Source organism: Cellulomonas denverensis (assembly GCF_012396125.1).
Taxonomy (GTDB): Bacteria; Actinomycetota; Actinomycetes; order Actinomycetales; family Cellulomonadaceae; genus Cellulomonas; species Cellulomonas denverensis.
The window spans coordinates 61,903-76,421 of record NZ_JAAXOX010000007.1 but is presented as its reverse complement, the minus strand read 5'-3'; the positions used below and the strand labels follow the sequence as shown (position 1 = coordinate 76,421).

Genomic DNA, 14,519 nt, shown 5'->3' with positions numbered 1-14,519 from the left:
CCGGTGTTCCCCCTATCGTGCCTCGGGGTTCCGACACCGGCATCGGTCGGGCGAAGGACATCCCACGACCGTGCTCTCCCCCTCGGGGATGACGCTCAGAAGCCGAGGACCCGGGCGGCTTCCTCGGGTCGCGGCTGACTCGCCCAGTGACCGCCGTACTCCTCGACGGTGGACAGCGACCGGGTCAGCGCCCGGTCCAGGTAGAGCACGCCGTTCAGGTGATCGGTCTCGTGCTGGACGATCCGGGCCGGCCAGCCCTGCAGTACCTCGTCCACCGCCGCGCCGTGCTCGTCGGTGCAGACCAGCCGCAGCCGGCGCAGCCGGGGCACCACGGCCTGGTAGCCCTCGACGCTCAGACAGCCCTCGTAGAACGCGACCGGCTCCGGCTCCTCGCCGGGCACCAGGTCGTAGCGCGGGTTCACCAGCACCCGGAACGGCAGCTCGGGCCGCTCGCGGATCTGCTCCACCTCCGGATCGCCGCCGCCGGGGTCGGCGACCACGGCCAGCGCGATCGGCAACCCGATCTGCGGCGCGGCCAGCCCCACCCCGGGTGCGGCGTGCATGGTGCGGCGCATCACCGCGACCAGCTCGGCCAGGGTGGCGGCGTCGAGCTGACCGGTCAGCGGCACCGCGCGCATCCGCAGCGCCGGGTGACCGGCCTGGACGATCGGCACGATCCCGCTCGGGTCCGCGGCGGCGGTGGCGAGCACGGCGGCGACCTGCTCACGGACCAGCTCGTCCGGCCAGGTGGCCTGCCGGGCGTGCTCGGCGCCGGGGGCGGCGGGCCAGCCGGTCACAGCGCCAGCCGGTCCTTGACCACGTCGGCCAGCCCACCGGCGACCCGGTCGGCGTCGTCCTGGGTGGCGGCCTCGACCATCACCCGGACCAGCGGCTCGGTGCCGGAGGGGCGCAGCAGCACCCGGCCGGTCTGGCCCAGCTCGGTCTCCGCGGCGGCGACGGCGGCCAGCAGCGGCTCGTCGGAGTCGGCGCGGTCCTTGGCGACCCCGGGCACGTTGATCAGGGTCTGCGGCAGCCGGCGCACCACCCCGGCCAGCTCGGACAGCTTCTGGCCGGTCTCGGCGACCCGGGCCGCCAGGTGCAGGGCGGTCAGCGTGCCGTCGCCGGTGGTGGCGTGGTCGGCCATGATCACGTGGCCGGACTGCTCACCACCCAGGGAGTAGGCGTGCGCCCGCATCTCCTCCAGCACGTACCGGTCGCCGACCGCGGTCTCGACGGTGCGCACCCCGGCTGCCTGCATCGCGAGCCGCAGGCCGAGGTTGCTCATCACGGTGACCACCAGGGTGTCCTGCGCCAGGGCGCCCCGCTCGCGCAGCGCCAGGGCCAGCACGCCCATGATCTGGTCGCCGTCGACCAGCACGCCGCTGTGGTCCACCGCCAGGCAGCGGTCGGCGTCCCCGTCGAAGGCCACGCCCAGGTCGGCGCCGGAGGCGACCACGGCCGCCTGCAGCTGCTCGGGGTGGGTCGACCCGCAGGCCTCGTTGATGTTGCGGCCGTCCGGGGAGGCGTTGATCACGACCACGTCGGCGCCGGCCTCGCGCAGCGCCGCGGGACCGACCTCGGAGGCGGCGCCGTTCGCGCAGTCCACCGCGATCCGCAGCCCGCTGAGCGAGGTGCCGCCGATGGTCTTCACCAGGTGCTCGATGTACTGCTCCCCGGCCTGGCCGGTGTCGGTGCGGATCCGGCCGACGTCGGCGCCGACCGGTCGCTTCCAGTCCTCGCGCAGCCGGGCCTCGATCGCCAGCTCCAGGTCGTCGTCCAGCTTGAGACCGCCGCGGGCCAGGAACTTGATCCCGTTGTCCGGCATCGGGTTGTGCGAGGCGGACAGCACGACGCCCAGGTCGACGTCCAGCGCGCCGGTCAGGTGCGCGACCGCGGGGGTGGGCAGCACGCCCACGTTGATCACGTCGACACCGGCGGAGGCCAGTCCGGCGGCCACCGCGGCGGACAGGAACTCGCCGGAGGCGCGGGGGTCGCGGCCGACGACGGCGCGCGGCCGGTGACCGGCGAACTCGCCCCGGGTGCCGAGCACGTGCGCGGCGGCCACCGACAGGTCGAGTGCCACCTCCGCCGTGACGTCCCGGTTGGCCAGGCCACGCACCCCGTCGGTGCCGAACAGTCGTCCCATCGCGGACCCTTCCTTCCACACGCCGTCGTTGACGCGGTTCGATCCTGCCGCAGACCTGGCGGCACCGAAACGGCCGATGGCCCCGAGGGTCGGACCCTCGGGGCCATCGGCCGCGTGCGCTGGGATCAGCGCTTGGAGTACTGCGGGGCCTTGCGGGCCTTCTTGAGACCGGCCTTCTTGCGCTCCACGACGCGGGCGTCGCGGGTCAGGAAACCGGCCTTCTTCAGCGCCGGGCGGTTGCTCTCGGCGTCGATCTCGTTCAGCGCCCGGGAGATGCCCAGACGCAGCGCACCGGCCTGGCCGGAGACGCCGCCACCCGAGATGCGGGCGATGACGTCGAAGCGGCCCTCGACCTCCACCAGCTTCAGCGGGGAGTTGACGAGCTGCTGGTGCACCTTGTTCGGGAAGTACTCCTCGAGCGTGCGCCCGTTGATCTTCCACTGGCCGGTGCCGGGCACCAGGCGCACGCGGGCGATCGCCTCCTTGCGGCGGCCCAGGGCCTGGCCCGGAGCCGTCAGGCTCTGGCCACGACCGGCGGGAGCGGCGGTCTCGGAGGTGTAGCTGCTGGGGGTCTCGCCCTCAAGGTCAAAGTCGACCGTGGTCTCGGCCACTGGTATTCCTCGCGTCCTGTGTTCTGGCGTCGCGGGCGTCAGCCCTGCGCGACCTGGGTGATCTCGAAGGGCTGGGGCTGCTGGGCGGCGTGCGGGTGCTCGGCGCCTGCGTAGACCTTCAGCTTCGACAGCTGCTGGCGAGCGAGCGAGCTCTTCGGGAGCATGCCCCGGACAGCCTTCTCGATCGCGCGCTCCGGGTGCTTCTCGAGCAGCTCGGAGTACGGGGTCGCCCGCAGACCACCCGGGTAACCGGAGTGGCGGTAGGCGAGCTTGGTCTCACGCTTGTTGCCGGTCAGGGCGACCTTCTCCGCGTTGATGACGATGACGAAGTCACCGCCGTCCACGTGGGGGGCGAAAGTCGCCTTGTGCTTGCCGCGCAGCAGAGTCGCCACGTGGGTGGCCAGGCGGCCCAGGACAACATCGGTCGCGTCGATGACATACCAGTTCCGCTGGACGTCGCCGGGCTTCGGGGTGTACGTGCGCACGGTCGTAGCCTTCGTCTCTTCTATCTGACTGTGTCCACGGCAGCCCGTAGAAGCCGGGTCCAGCCGATGAATGTGTTGCCGCACGTCAGTGCCGGGAGCGGGCGAGTGGGATCGCACCGGTGCTCGACGGGTGAACGCACAACGACTCACCAGGGTAGCCGCCCCGCCCTGGGACGGTCAAAGTCACCTGGCTCTCACCACCCGGCCCTGGTCCCAGACCGGCTCCGGGGTCTCCACCACGGCGCCGTCCTCGCCGAACACCAGGAACCGGTCGAAGCCCCGGGCGAACCACCGGTCGTGGGTCACCGCGACCACGGTGCCCTCGAAGGCGGCCAGCCCGGCCTCCAGCGCCTCGGCCGAGTGCAGGTCCAGGTTGTCGGTCGGCTCGTCCAGCAGCAGCAGGGTCGCTCCGCCGAGTTCGAGCAGCAGGATGTGGAACCGCGCCTGCTGCCCACCGGACAGCGTGCCGTACCGCTGCTCGGCCGACCCGACCAGCTCATAGCGGTCCAGCGCGCGGCTGGCCGGCTCGCGGCCCATCCCCTTCCGGCGGCCGTCACCGGCGTGCAGGATCTCCAGCAGCGTCCGGTCGGCGAACTCGGCGTCCTGGGCGTGCTGGCGGTTCTGCGCGAAGAACCCCGGCAGCACCCGTGAGCCGAGCCGGGCCAGGCCGGTGTGCCGCACCGGTTCGATCGGCAGCGCATCCACCGGTCGCTGCTCCGGTTCCGGGTCGGTGCCACCGGCGGCCAGCAGCCGCAGGAAGTGCGACTTGCCCGAGCCGTTCGACCCGAGCACCGCCACCCGCTCGCCGAACCAGATCTCCAGATCGAAGGGCTGCATCAGCCCGGTCAATTCCAGGCGTTCCGCGATCACGGCGCGCTTGGCGGTGCGGCCGCCCTGCAACCGGACCCGCACGTGCTGCTCGGCGGCCAACTGCTCCGGCGGCCCGGCCTCCTCGAACCTGCGCAGCCGGGTCTGAGCGGACTGGTAGCGGCTGGCCATGTCGGAGTTGTAGGCGGCCTTCTGCTTGTACATCTGCACCAGCGCCTTGAGCTGGGCGCGCTCCTCCTCCCAGCGGCGGAGCAGTTCCTCCTGGCGGGCCATCCGGTCCGCGCGGGCCTGGGCGTAGCCGCCGAAGCCACCCCCGTGGATCCAGATCCCGGCGCCGGCCGGCCGCGGTTCCAGGGTGGCGATCGCGGTCGGCACCCGGCTGAGCAGCTCGCGGTCGTGGCTGACCAGCAGGACGGTCTTGTCCGAGTCGATCAGGCGCCGTTCCAGCCAGCGCTTGGTCGGCACGTCCAGGGCGTTGTCCGGCTCGTCCAGCAGCAGCACCTCTTGCGGGCCGCGCAGCAGCGCCTCCAGCACCAGCCGCTTCTGCTCCCCGCCGGACAGCGTGCGGACCCCGCGGTGCTGGGCCCGCTCGAACGGGATGGACAGCACTGCGTCGGTGACCCGGTCCCAGTCGGCCTCGACCTCGTAGCCGCCGACGTCCGCCCAGTCGGCGAGCGCCTGGGCGTAACGCATCTGGGCCGGCTCGTCGTCGGACTCCATCATCGCCAGCTCGGCCGCGGACAGTTCCCGCGCCGCCGCGCCCACCGCGCCCGGGGTGAGCTCGGCCAGCAGGTCGCGCACCGAACGGTCGTCGGCGATCCGGCCCACGTCCTGGCGCATCACGCCCAGCCCGCCGGAGCCGGTGACCGTGCCGCCGTGCGGGGTCAGCTCGCCGGTGATGATCCGCAGCAGGGTGGACTTGCCGGCGCCGTTCGGCCCGATCAGCGCGATCCGGCTGCCCTCACCGACGCGCAGGTGCACCTCGTTCAGCAGCGGCCGGCCGTCGGGCAGCACGTACCCGACTCCGTTGACATCGAGGTGGCCCATGCCGGTCAGGATGCCCCCGGACCCCCGCGGTGAGCCAGGTCATTTGCCCTCCGCTGGCGACCGGACCCGGGCGGTGCGACCGTGGTCCCATGACCGAGGACACCCCTGCCACCAGCACCGATCCCGCCACCGGCGCCGAGGGCGACGCGAACCAGCTGCCCGAGGAGGACACGCTGGTCGAGCGCGGCGTGGCCGACCTGCTCGACGAGGGCTACTCCCCGCCGGAGCGGCCGCGCCCCGCGGTCAGCCACTGGGGCGAGACCCCCTGGGAGGAGTCCCGGGGCGAGACCCTGGACCAGCGGGTGGCCGAGGAGGAGCCCGAGATCTGGGACGCCGACCCGCCGGTGGATCCGGCCCGCCAGCCCGACCGGGCCGGGCGCCTGGCCGAGGACGACGATGCGGTCGAGGCCGGTGGCAACGACCAGTTCGCCGTGGATGCCGGGGTGGACGGTGGTGCCGCCTCCGCCGAGGAGGCCGCGGTGCACGTCATCGACGAGGACCAGGAGTTCTGACCCCCTGACCCGGCCGCCGCTGTTCCGCCCCGATCAGTCGCCGGGGCGGGGCAGCGGCGGCCGTTCCACGTCATCGGCGGACCGGGGTGCCCGGGTCCGCACCGCCCGGGCGGCCAGCTCCGCGTCCGGCGGGTAGAGCACCTCCTCCAGCGTGAGGCCGTGCGGCGGGGCGACCGCGGAGCCCGGGTCCCGGCGGCCACCGACCAGCAGCTCGGCCGGCCAGTCGATCCCCCGCCGGTGCTCCCCCACCGCCAGGCTGGCCCCGACCAGGGCCCGCACCATCGAGTGGCAGAACGCGTCCGCCCGCACGGTGGCGACCACCAGGCCGGCATCCGGCCCGCCGGAGGCCCGGGTCCAGCTCAGCTCGTCCAGGGTGCGGATGGTGGTGGCACCCTCCCGCGGCTTGCAGAACGCGGCGAAGTCGTGCCGGCCGAGCACCCGCTGCGCGCCGGTGTGCATCGCCGCGACGTCGAGCGGGCGGCGGTGCCAGACCACGTGTGCCCGGCGCAGCGGGTCGCGCAGCTCCGGGTCGTCGCAGATCCGGTACACGTACCGCCGGGCCAGCGCGGAGAACCGGGCGTCGAAGCCGTCGGCGGCGACCTGCGCCCGGCGGATCACCACATCCGGCGGCAGCACCCCGGTCAGCCGGGTGCGCAGCGCGGTGGCCGGGTCGCGGTCGGAGCGCCCGGGCAGCTCGGCCCAGACCTCGGCGGGGATGTCCACGTGCAGCACCTGGCCGCGGGCGTGCACCCCGGCATCGGTCCGGCCGGCCACGGTCACCCGGGGGGCGGCATGCCCGCGGTGCTCCGAGCGCAGCACCAGTGCCAGACCGTCCTCCACCGCCCCCTGCACGGTGCGCAGCCCGGGCTGGCGGGCCCACCCGGCGAAGTCGGTGCCGTCGTAGGCCAGATCGATCCGGACACGCACGGGGGTGGCGGGGGGCAGCTCGGGCACCCGATGAGCCTACGACCCTCCCGCTGCTCTACCGTTGACCGGTGCCCACCGCCTCGCCCAGTCCGTACACCCTGGCCGTCGACTGCGGCGGTGGCGGGATCAAGGCCTCCGTGCTGGACGCCTCCGGCACGCTGCACGCCCCGGCGGTCCGGGTGCCGACGCCCTACCCGCTCCCGCCGGAGCGCCTGGTGGACACCATCGCCGACATCGCCGGGCAACTGCCGCCCGCCGACCGGGTCACGGTCGGCATGCCCGGGATGATCCGGCACGGCGTGGTGGTCGCCACCCCGCACTACGTGACCCGCTCCGGGCCGCACACCCGGGTCGAGCCGGAGCTGGTGGACGCCTGGGCCGGTTGCGACATCCGGGCGGCGTTCGAGCGGCGGCTGGGCGTCCCGGCACTGGTGCTGAACGACGCCGAGGTGCACGGCGCCGGGGTGGTCTCCGGCTCGGGCGTCGAGCTGGTGCTGACCCTGGGCACCGGTCTCGGCTCGGCACTGTTCGACGGCGGCCGGCTGGCCCCGCACCTGGAGTGGTCGCACGCCCCGATCCACCGCGGCACCACCTACGACGAGTACATCGGCCAGATCCAGCGCGCCCGGCTCGGCGACGCGATGTGGTCCCGCCGGGTGCGCCGGATGATCGACGGCCTGCGACCGGTGTTCCGCTGGGACCGGCTCTACCTGGGCGGCGGCAACTCCCGGGCGATCACCGCGACCAGCCTGGCCCGGCTCGGCGACGACGTGGTGATCGTGCCCAACCAGGCCGGGATCACCGGTGGGGTGCGGGCCTGGGCGCTGAGCACCGACTGACCTCGGCCAGCACGTCCAGCAGAACCCGGGTGAAGGCGACCGGGGCGCTCAGGCTGACCAGGTGGGTGGCCCGCGGCACGATCACCAGCCGGCCGTCCCGGCAGGCCGCCAGGAACCGGCGCTCCTCGCCGCGGAAGTGGTCGTAGCGGCCGTTCACCAGCCACACCGGCGCGGTGACCCGGCTCAGGTCGCCCACCGGGTCCGCGGCCCGCATCGCGCGCAGCACGTCGTCCATCACGTCCAGCGCGAAGCCGCCCGCCGCGACGTCCTGTGCCGCCTGCCGCGACAGCACCGCATCCACCGAGCGCTGGTTCAGCCCGGCCCCGCCGTCCGGCAGCCGGGCGATCCCCCGGGCCAGCACCGCCCAGCCGTCCACCAGCAGCCGCAGCGGCCGGGTGCAGCAGCTCGCCGCGACCAGCCCGGCCACCTGCTCCGGATGCCGCGCCGCGTGCGCGATCGCCACGTACCCGCCGAGCGACAACCCGACCACCAGCGCCCGGCCGCCCAGGGCGTCCACCCCGTCCGCCACCGCCCTGACCGCGCCGTCCAGGGTGAACCGCTCGCCGCGCCGCTCGCCGTGGCCGGGCAGGTCCACCGCCAGGGTCCGGCAGCCGAACCGCTCCAGCGCCTGCTGCTGGTGCCGCCACATGGTCCGGGAGGTCCGCAGACCGTGGACGAAGAGCACCGGCACCATGCCCCGACGCTACCGCCGCGGACACGACAAGGCCCGGCCCACCCCGTGGCGGGGGCGGACCGGGCCTCGTGCGTAGCAGCCGGACTCAGGCCTTGTCGGCCTCGTCCGTGGTCTCCTCGGCGGTCTCCTCGGCCGGAGCCTCGGTCGCCTCGGTCGCGTCCTCGGCCGGAGCCTCGGTGGTCTCCTCGACCGGAGCCTCCTCGGTCTTCGGCGCGGCCTTCTCGGCAGCCTTGGCGGCCTCGCGGACCACGGCCTGCTTCGGCGAGACCGGCTCGAGCACGAGCTCGATCACGGCCATCGGCGCGTTGTCACCCTTGCGGGGGCCGATCTTGGTGATCCGGGTGTAGCCGCCCTGACGCTCCGCCATCGCCGGGGCGATCTCGGTGAACAGGGTGTGCACCACGGACTTGTCGCGCACGACGGTCAGCACCCGGCGACGGGCATGCAGGTCACCGCGCTTGGCGAAGGTGATCAGGCGCTCGGCCAGCGGACGAAGGCGCTTCGCCTTGGTCTCGGTGGTGGTGATCCGCTTGTGCTCGAACAGCGCAGTGGCCAGGTTGGCCAGGATCAGCCGCTCGTGCGCCGGACCGCCACCGAGCCGGGGACCCTTGGTGGGCGTAGGCATGTCGTTACTCCTTGGTTCCAATGATGGGCTGGCCGGCATCCGTCGCCGGCCTCCCCGGCGTCAGTACTGCTCGTCCTCGGCGAAGTCGCCCTCGTCACCGTCGTAGTACGCGGCGGCGGTCGGGTCGAAGTCGAGCGGGCTGTCCTTGAGGGACAGGTTCAGCTCGGCCAGCTTCTCCTTGACCTCGGTGATCGACTTCGCACCGAAGTTGCGGATGTCGAGCAGGTCGGCCTCGGAACGCGCCACGAGCTCGCCCACCGTGTGGATGCCCTCGCGCTTGAGGCAGTTGTAGGACCGGATGGTCAGCTGCAGGTCCTCGATCGGCAGCGCCAGGTCGGCGGCCAGGGCCTGGTCGGTCGGCGACGGGCCGATCTCGATGCCCTCGGCCTCGACGTTCAGCTCCCGGGCCAGACCGAACAGCTCGACCAGGGTCTTGCCGGCCGACGCCAGGGCGTCCCGCGGCGAGATGGCGGCCTTGGTCTCGACGTCGACGATCAGCTTGTCGAAGTCGGTGCGCTGCTCGACACGGGTGGCCTCGACCTTGTAGGTGACCTTGAGCACCGGCGAGTAGATCGAGTCGACCGGGATCCGGCCGATCTCGGCTTCCATCGCCTTGTTCTGGTTGGCCGACACATAGCCACGGCCGCGCTCGACGGTCAGCTCGATCTCGAGCTTGCCCTTCTCGTTCAGCGTCGCCAGGTGCAGGTCGGGGTTGTGCACCTCGACACCGGCCGGCGGCACGATGTCGGCGGCGGTCACGTCACCGGTGCCCTGCTTGCGCAGGTACATCACGACCGGCTCGTCGTTCTCCGAGGAGACGACCAGGTTCTTGATGTTGAGGATGATCTCGGTGACATCCTCCTTGACCCCCGGGACGGTGCTGAACTCGTGCAGCACACCGTCGATCCGGATGCTGGTCACGGCGGCGCCGGGGATGGACGACAGCAGCGTCCGGCGCAGGGAGTTGCCCAGCGTGTAGCCGAAGCCGGGCTCGAGCGGCTCGATGGAGAACCGGGACCGGTTCTCCGAGATGACCTCTTCGGTCAGGGTGGGGCGCTGTGCGATGAGCACTTCGGTGTTCCTCTCAGCGTGCGTCCGCCATATGACGCAGCGCAGGTACGCAAAGGGCCGCGCGGGTCTCGGTCCACCCGGGCGACCAGCCACAGGCGTCCCGGCCTCGCGAACGAGACCGGGACACCGGTGGCGACGGGATCAGACGCGGCGACGCTTCGGGGGGCGGCAGCCGTTGTGCGCCTGCGGCGTCACGTCCTGGATCGAGCCCACCTCGAGACCAGCGGCGGTCAGGGAGCGGATCGCGGTCTCACGACCGGAGCCCGGGCCCTTGACGAAGACGTCGACCTTCTTCATGCCGTGCTCCTGCGCCTTGCGAGCAGCGGCCTCGGCCGCCATGCCGGCGGCGTAGGGGGTCGACTTGCGGGAGCCCTTGAAGCCGACGTCGCCGCCGGAGGCCCAGGAGATCACCGCACCGCTCGGGTCGGTGATCGAGACGATCGTGTTGTTGAAGGTGCTCTTGATGTGGGCCTGGCCCACGGAGATGTTCTTCTTCTCCTTGCGGCGCGGCTTGCGCACACCGGTACGGGTCTTGGGAGGCATTCGCTCGTTCTCTCTGCTGCGGGTCTACGGGTCGCGTGCTGCTGCCGGCCCTGCGGTGCTGGATCAGCACGCGGGCCGCCGGCGGCTTACTTGCGGCCGGCCTTCTTCTTGCCGGCGACGGTGCGCTTCGGGCCCTTGCGGGTACGAGCGTTGGTCTTGGTGCGCTGACCACGCACCGGGAGGCCGCGACGGTGACGCAGACCCTCGTAGCAGCCGATCTCGACCTTGCGGCGGATGTCGGCGGCAACCTCACGGCGGAGGTCACCCTCGAGCTTGTAGTTGCCCTCCAGGTAGTCGCGCAGTGCGACCAGCTGGGCGTCGTCCAGGTCCTTCACGCGGACGTCCGGGCTGATCCCGGTCGCCTCGAGCGTGGCCTTGGCGCGGGTGCGACCCACGCCGTAGATGTAGGTGAGCGCGATCTCCAGCCGCTTCTCGCGGGGGAGGTCGACGCCGATAAGACGTGCCATGTGCCTGACGGCTCCTGTACTTCGTCCGGAGGTCTTCCCCATCGTCCTCCCGCTCGGCTGCGGGCCCCGGCCTCCGGACCGGGGGTTCACCGACCACCCGGGGGGTGGTGCGGTGCGGCGATGCGCTGACGGTGACCGCTCGTGGGTCACCTGGGGTCAATCGGACCTGGGTCCGGGCTGAATCAGCCCTGACGCTGCTTGTGGCGCAGGTTCTCGCAGATCACCTGGACACGACCGTGCCGGCGGATCACCTTGCACTTGTCGCAGATCTTCTTGACGCTGGGCTTGACCTTCATGGCCTGTTCCTCCGCCGCCGGAGCCCGACTTCCCAGCCGGGCCAGCGGCGATGCTCGATCGGTCGGTTTACTTGTAGCGGTAGACGATGCGCCCGCGGGACAGGTCGTACGGGCTGAGCTCGACCACCACCCGGTCCTCGGGGAGGATCCGGATGTAGTGCTGGCGCATCTTGCCCGAGATGTGGGCGAGAACCTTGTGACCGTTCGTCAGCTCGACGCGGAACATCGCGTTCGGCAGAGCCTCGACCACGCTGCCCTCGATCTCGATGACACCGTCCTTCTTCGCCATGTCCTCCGCTAACTGTTGTGCTTCACTTCCGACCCGCACCCCTGCCGGTGTCCCGGCTGGATCGAGATGCGGTGCGTGTGCCCGGTCCCCCACCGTGCCGAGCTCGCGCGCGGGCACTGCCGGATGAACGGCGAACCCACGGACGAGCGTGCGACAGCGCGAGGGCGCACACCCAACGGATGAGCATACGCCATCGGCCACCGTCGGGGAAATGCGAACGGTTCAGTCCAGCGCCGCCACCGGGATGCCCCGGGCGGTCAGTTCCGCGGCTCCCCCGTCCACCGCGGTCAGCACCCACAGGCCGTCCTCGAACAGTGCCACGGTGTGCTCCCAGTGCGCGGCCCGGGACCCGTCCGCGGTGATCACGGTCCAGTCGTCGGCCAGCGTCTCGGTCGCGATGGTGCCCGCCGTGATCATCGGCTCGATCGCCAGGCACATTCCGGCCTTGAGCTTCGGCAGTCGGTCGCGGACCCGGTAGTTGAGCACGTCCGGCGGCAGGTGCATCTGGGTGCCGATGCCGTGCCCGACGTACTCCTCGATGATGCCGTAGGAGCCGCCGCTGGCGTCCACCGCGCCCTCCACCGCCTCCCCGACCACGTTCAGCCGGTCGGCGAGCCCGTCGCCGGACCACAGGGCGGCGATCGCGTCCCACATCGCCCGCTCGGTCACGTCCACCAGCGCCTGGTAAGCCGGGTCGGCCGGGTCCAGCACCACGGAGAACGCCGAGTCGCCGTGCCAGCCCTCGACGATCGCGCCGCAGTCGATCGAGACCAGGTCACCGGGCTGCAGCACCCGGTCCCCCGGGATGCCGTGCACCACCTCGTCGTTGACCGAGGCGCAGATGGTGGCCGGGTAGTCGTAGTAGCCCAGGAAGGACGGGGTGGCACCGGCGGCGGCGATCACCCCGGCGGCGGCCGCGTCCAGATCGGCGGTGGTCGCACCCGGCACCGCCGCGGCACGGGCGGCGGCCAGTGCGTCGGCCACCACCAGCCCGGCCCGCCGCATCAGGCGGATCTGGTCCGGGGTCTTGAGCTCGATCTTCTCGCGGCCGATGAAGGACATCAGCCCAGCCGGGCCGAGATCGCGGCCAGCAGCCGCTCGGTGACCTCGTCGACCTCGCCCAGGCCGTCGACCTGCACCAGCAGGCCCCGGGCGGCGTACAGCCCGGAGATCGGCGCGGTCTCGGCGGCGTAGACGTCCAGCCGGCGGCGGATGACGTCCTCGGTGTCGTCCTCGCGGCCCTCGATCTCGGCACGCTTGAGCAGCCGCGGCACCACGACCTCGGGGTCGACGGTGAGCTCGACGGCCAGGTCCAGCGCGGTGCCCGCGTCGGTCAGGGTGGCGTCCAGCGCGGCCACCTGCGCGGTGTTGCGCGGGTAACCGTCCAGCAGGAAGCCCTCGGCGGCGTCGGACTCGGCCAGCCGGTCGCGGACCATCGAGTCGGTGATCTCGTCCGGGACCAGCTCGCCGCGGGAGGTGTACTCCTGCGCTGCCCGGCCCAGGTCCGTGCCGCCCTTGATGTTGGCGCGGAAGATGTCGCCGGTGGAGATCGCCGGGATCCCCAGGCGCTCGGCCAGCCGGGCAGCCTGGGTGCCCTTCCCGGCACCGGGGGCGCCGAGCAGGATCAGACGGGGCGAACTCATCGCAGGAACCCTTCGTAGTGACGCTGCTGGAGCTGGGACTCGATCTGCTTGACGGTCTCCAGGCCGACCCCGACCACGATCAGGATCGACGAGCCGCCGAACGGGATCGAGGTCCCGACGCCGAGCACGATGAACGCGATGGTCGGGATCAGGGCGACCAGGGCCAGGTAGATCGAACCCGGCGCGGTGATCCGGGTGATCACGTAGTCGAGGTACTCGGCGGTCGGCTTGCCGGCCCGGATGCCGGGGATGAAGCCGCCGTACTTCTTCATGTTGTCCGCGACCTCGTCCGGGTTGAACGTGATGGCGGTGTAGAAGTAGCAGAAGAACACGATCAGCAGCACGTACAGGCCGATGTGCAGCGGGGCGCCCTGGTTGGCCAGGTTGTTCGCCACCCACTGCTTCCAGCCCGCGGTCTGGTCGCCGAAGCCGGCCAGCAGCGCCGGCACCTGCAGCAGCGAGGACGCGAAGATCACCGGGATCACACCGGCCATGTTGATCTTGATCGGGATGTAGGTGCTCGACCCGCCGTAGGTCCGGCGCCCGACCATCCGCTTGGCGTACTGCACCGGCACCCGGCGCTGGGACTGCTCGACGAACACGACCAGGCCGATCACCAGGATGATGATCAGCAGCACGATCGCGAAGGCGCCCAGGCCGCCGGAGCCACCGGCGATCGACCACATGGCGCTCGGGAACTGCGCCGCGATCGAGGTGAAGATCAGCAGGGACATGCCGTTGCCGACACCGCGCTCGGTGATCAGCTCGCCCAGCCACATGATCAGGCCGGTACCGGCGGTCATGGTGAGGATCATCAGCGCGGTGGTCTGGATCGACCCGTCCGGGATCACCTCCACCGAGCAGCCGGTGAACAGGCCGCCGTTGCGCGCGGTGATGATCACGGTGGTGGACTGCAGCACCGCCAGGCCGATGGTGAGGTACCGGGTGTACTGGGTCAGCTTCGCGGTGCCGGACTGGCCCTCCTTGTGCAGGGCCTCGAACCGCGGGATCACCACGCGCAGCAGCTGGACGATGATGCTGGCGGTGATGTACGGCATGATCCCGAGCGCGAACACCGACAGCTGGAGCAGGGCCCCACCGCTGAACAGGTTCACGATCCCCAGGACGCCGCTGTCCGACCCGGACTGCTCGATGCAGACCTGGACGTTGGAGTACGAGACGCCAGGGGTGGGCAGGAATGAGCCGATCCGGAACACGACCATGATCGCGATCGTGAACAGCAGCTTGCGCCGCAGGTCCGGGGTCCTGAAGGCCCGCACGAATGCGCTGAGCACCTGTCCTCCTGCTTCCGCCGACGGGCGGGATGTCGTCCGGCGGAGCCGGTCCGGGCCGGCGTGCTGCCGGGGGTCTGCCTGCTGGTCGATCCGTTCCGGGCATGGCTCGGCTCAGATGTCTCTGAGGAACCTTAACGGACAACCCGCGGGACACGGGTATCCGGTGCCCCACCAGGTGACCGGGGGTGGTCGGCCGGGGAG

The 14,519-nt window shown here is 71.9% G+C and carries 18 protein-coding genes; 2 read left to right on the top strand and 16 right to left on the bottom strand.

All coding sequences use genetic code 11. The annotated features are described in order from the left end of the window. Positions 1-95: 95 nt before the first annotated feature. The 5 genes from HGA03_RS13165 to HGA03_RS13145 all read right to left on the bottom strand — a co-directional run bounded on the left by HGA03_RS13165 (position 96) and on the right by HGA03_RS13145 (position 5,117). Positions 96-797, bottom strand: a complete 702-nt coding sequence (locus tag HGA03_RS13165) for a peptide deformylase (protein ID WP_239073718.1) — start codon at positions 795-797, stop codon at positions 96-98. After that, positions 794-2,146 (bottom strand): phosphoglucosamine mutase, encoded by a 1,353-nt coding sequence (glmM, locus tag HGA03_RS13160; protein WP_168630745.1) that lies wholly within the window; start codon positions 2,144-2,146, stop codon positions 794-796. Before glmM ends, HGA03_RS13165 begins: the two co-directional genes overlap by 4 nt. 125 nt (positions 2,147-2,271) lie before the next feature. Next, positions 2,272-2,757 (bottom strand): 30S ribosomal protein S9, encoded by a 486-nt coding sequence (gene rpsI / locus HGA03_RS13155; RefSeq protein ID WP_168630744.1) that lies wholly within the window; start codon positions 2,755-2,757, stop codon positions 2,272-2,274. A 38-nt stretch (positions 2,758-2,795) separates the two neighbouring features. Continuing rightward, the gene (gene rplM, locus HGA03_RS13150) at positions 2,796-3,242 is read right to left on the bottom strand and encodes a 50S ribosomal protein L13 (RefSeq protein WP_168630743.1); all 447 of its coding nucleotides are present in this window, start codon (positions 3,240-3,242) and stop codon (positions 2,796-2,798) included. Positions 3,243-3,425: 183 nt separating this feature from the next. After that, entirely contained in the window at positions 3,426-5,117 is a 1,692-nt protein-coding gene (locus tag HGA03_RS13145; RefSeq protein ID WP_168630742.1) for an ABC-F family ATP-binding cassette domain-containing protein, read from the bottom strand. A gap of 89 nt (positions 5,118-5,206) precedes the next feature. On the opposite strand from HGA03_RS13145, the gene HGA03_RS13140 reads away from it, so the two are divergent. Beyond that, positions 5,207-5,629, top strand: coding sequence for a DUF5709 domain-containing protein (locus tag HGA03_RS13140; RefSeq protein WP_168630741.1), 423 nt, complete (start codon positions 5,207-5,209; stop codon positions 5,627-5,629). A 33-nt stretch (positions 5,630-5,662) separates the two neighbouring features. On the opposite strand, the gene truA is transcribed toward HGA03_RS13140, so the two are convergent. Beyond that, entirely contained in the window at positions 5,663-6,583 is a 921-nt protein-coding gene (truA, locus tag HGA03_RS13135; RefSeq protein WP_239073719.1) for a tRNA pseudouridine(38-40) synthase TruA, read from the bottom strand. A gap of 41 nt (positions 6,584-6,624) precedes the next feature. On the opposite strand from truA, the gene HGA03_RS13130 reads away from it, so the two are divergent. Continuing rightward, positions 6,625-7,395: an ROK family protein gene (locus tag HGA03_RS13130; RefSeq protein ID WP_168630740.1), complete on the top strand. Its 771-nt coding sequence runs from the start codon at positions 6,625-6,627 to the stop codon at positions 7,393-7,395. Here the strand turns inward: HGA03_RS13130 and HGA03_RS13125 are convergent. From HGA03_RS13125 to secY, 10 genes are all read right to left on the bottom strand, one after another. Then, entirely contained in the window at positions 7,355-8,089 is a 735-nt protein-coding gene (locus HGA03_RS13125) for an alpha/beta fold hydrolase (RefSeq protein ID WP_168630739.1), read from the bottom strand. The genes HGA03_RS13130 and HGA03_RS13125 overlap by 41 nt on opposite strands. 85 nt (positions 8,090-8,174) lie before the next feature. Beyond that, positions 8,175-8,714 (bottom strand): 50S ribosomal protein L17, encoded by a 540-nt coding sequence (rplQ, locus tag HGA03_RS13120; protein WP_168630738.1) that lies wholly within the window; start codon positions 8,712-8,714, stop codon positions 8,175-8,177. A gap of 60 nt (positions 8,715-8,774) precedes the next feature. Further along, positions 8,775-9,785, bottom strand: coding sequence for a DNA-directed RNA polymerase subunit alpha (locus tag HGA03_RS13115; protein WP_168630737.1), 1,011 nt, complete (start codon positions 9,783-9,785; stop codon positions 8,775-8,777). A 141-nt stretch (positions 9,786-9,926) separates the two neighbouring features. Next, positions 9,927-10,328 (bottom strand): 30S ribosomal protein S11, encoded by a 402-nt coding sequence (gene rpsK, locus HGA03_RS13110; RefSeq protein WP_168630736.1) that lies wholly within the window; start codon positions 10,326-10,328, stop codon positions 9,927-9,929. An 86-nt stretch (positions 10,329-10,414) separates the two neighbouring features. Further along, positions 10,415-10,795 (bottom strand): 30S ribosomal protein S13, encoded by a 381-nt coding sequence (gene rpsM, locus HGA03_RS13105; protein ID WP_168630735.1) that lies wholly within the window; start codon positions 10,793-10,795, stop codon positions 10,415-10,417. Between the two features lie 182 nt (positions 10,796-10,977). Beyond that, positions 10,978-11,091 (bottom strand): 50S ribosomal protein L36, encoded by a 114-nt coding sequence (rpmJ, locus tag HGA03_RS13100; RefSeq protein ID WP_013117849.1) that lies wholly within the window; start codon positions 11,089-11,091, stop codon positions 10,978-10,980. Between the two features lie 67 nt (positions 11,092-11,158). After that, positions 11,159-11,380: a translation initiation factor IF-1 gene (gene infA / locus HGA03_RS13095; RefSeq protein ID WP_013770189.1), complete on the bottom strand. Its 222-nt coding sequence runs from the start codon at positions 11,378-11,380 to the stop codon at positions 11,159-11,161. Positions 11,381-11,602: 222 nt separating this feature from the next. Further along, positions 11,603-12,442, bottom strand: coding sequence for a type I methionyl aminopeptidase (gene map, locus HGA03_RS13090; protein WP_168630734.1), 840 nt, complete (start codon positions 12,440-12,442; stop codon positions 11,603-11,605). Next, positions 12,442-13,023, bottom strand: a complete 582-nt coding sequence (locus HGA03_RS13085; protein WP_168630733.1) for an adenylate kinase — start codon at positions 13,021-13,023, stop codon at positions 12,442-12,444. Before HGA03_RS13085 ends, map begins: the two co-directional genes overlap by 1 nt. Then, entirely contained in the window at positions 13,020-14,318 is a 1,299-nt protein-coding gene (gene secY / locus HGA03_RS13080) for a preprotein translocase subunit SecY (RefSeq protein ID WP_168630732.1), read from the bottom strand. The genes HGA03_RS13085 and secY overlap by 4 nt, the downstream gene beginning before the upstream one ends. Positions 14,319-14,519 lie beyond the last annotated feature (201 nt).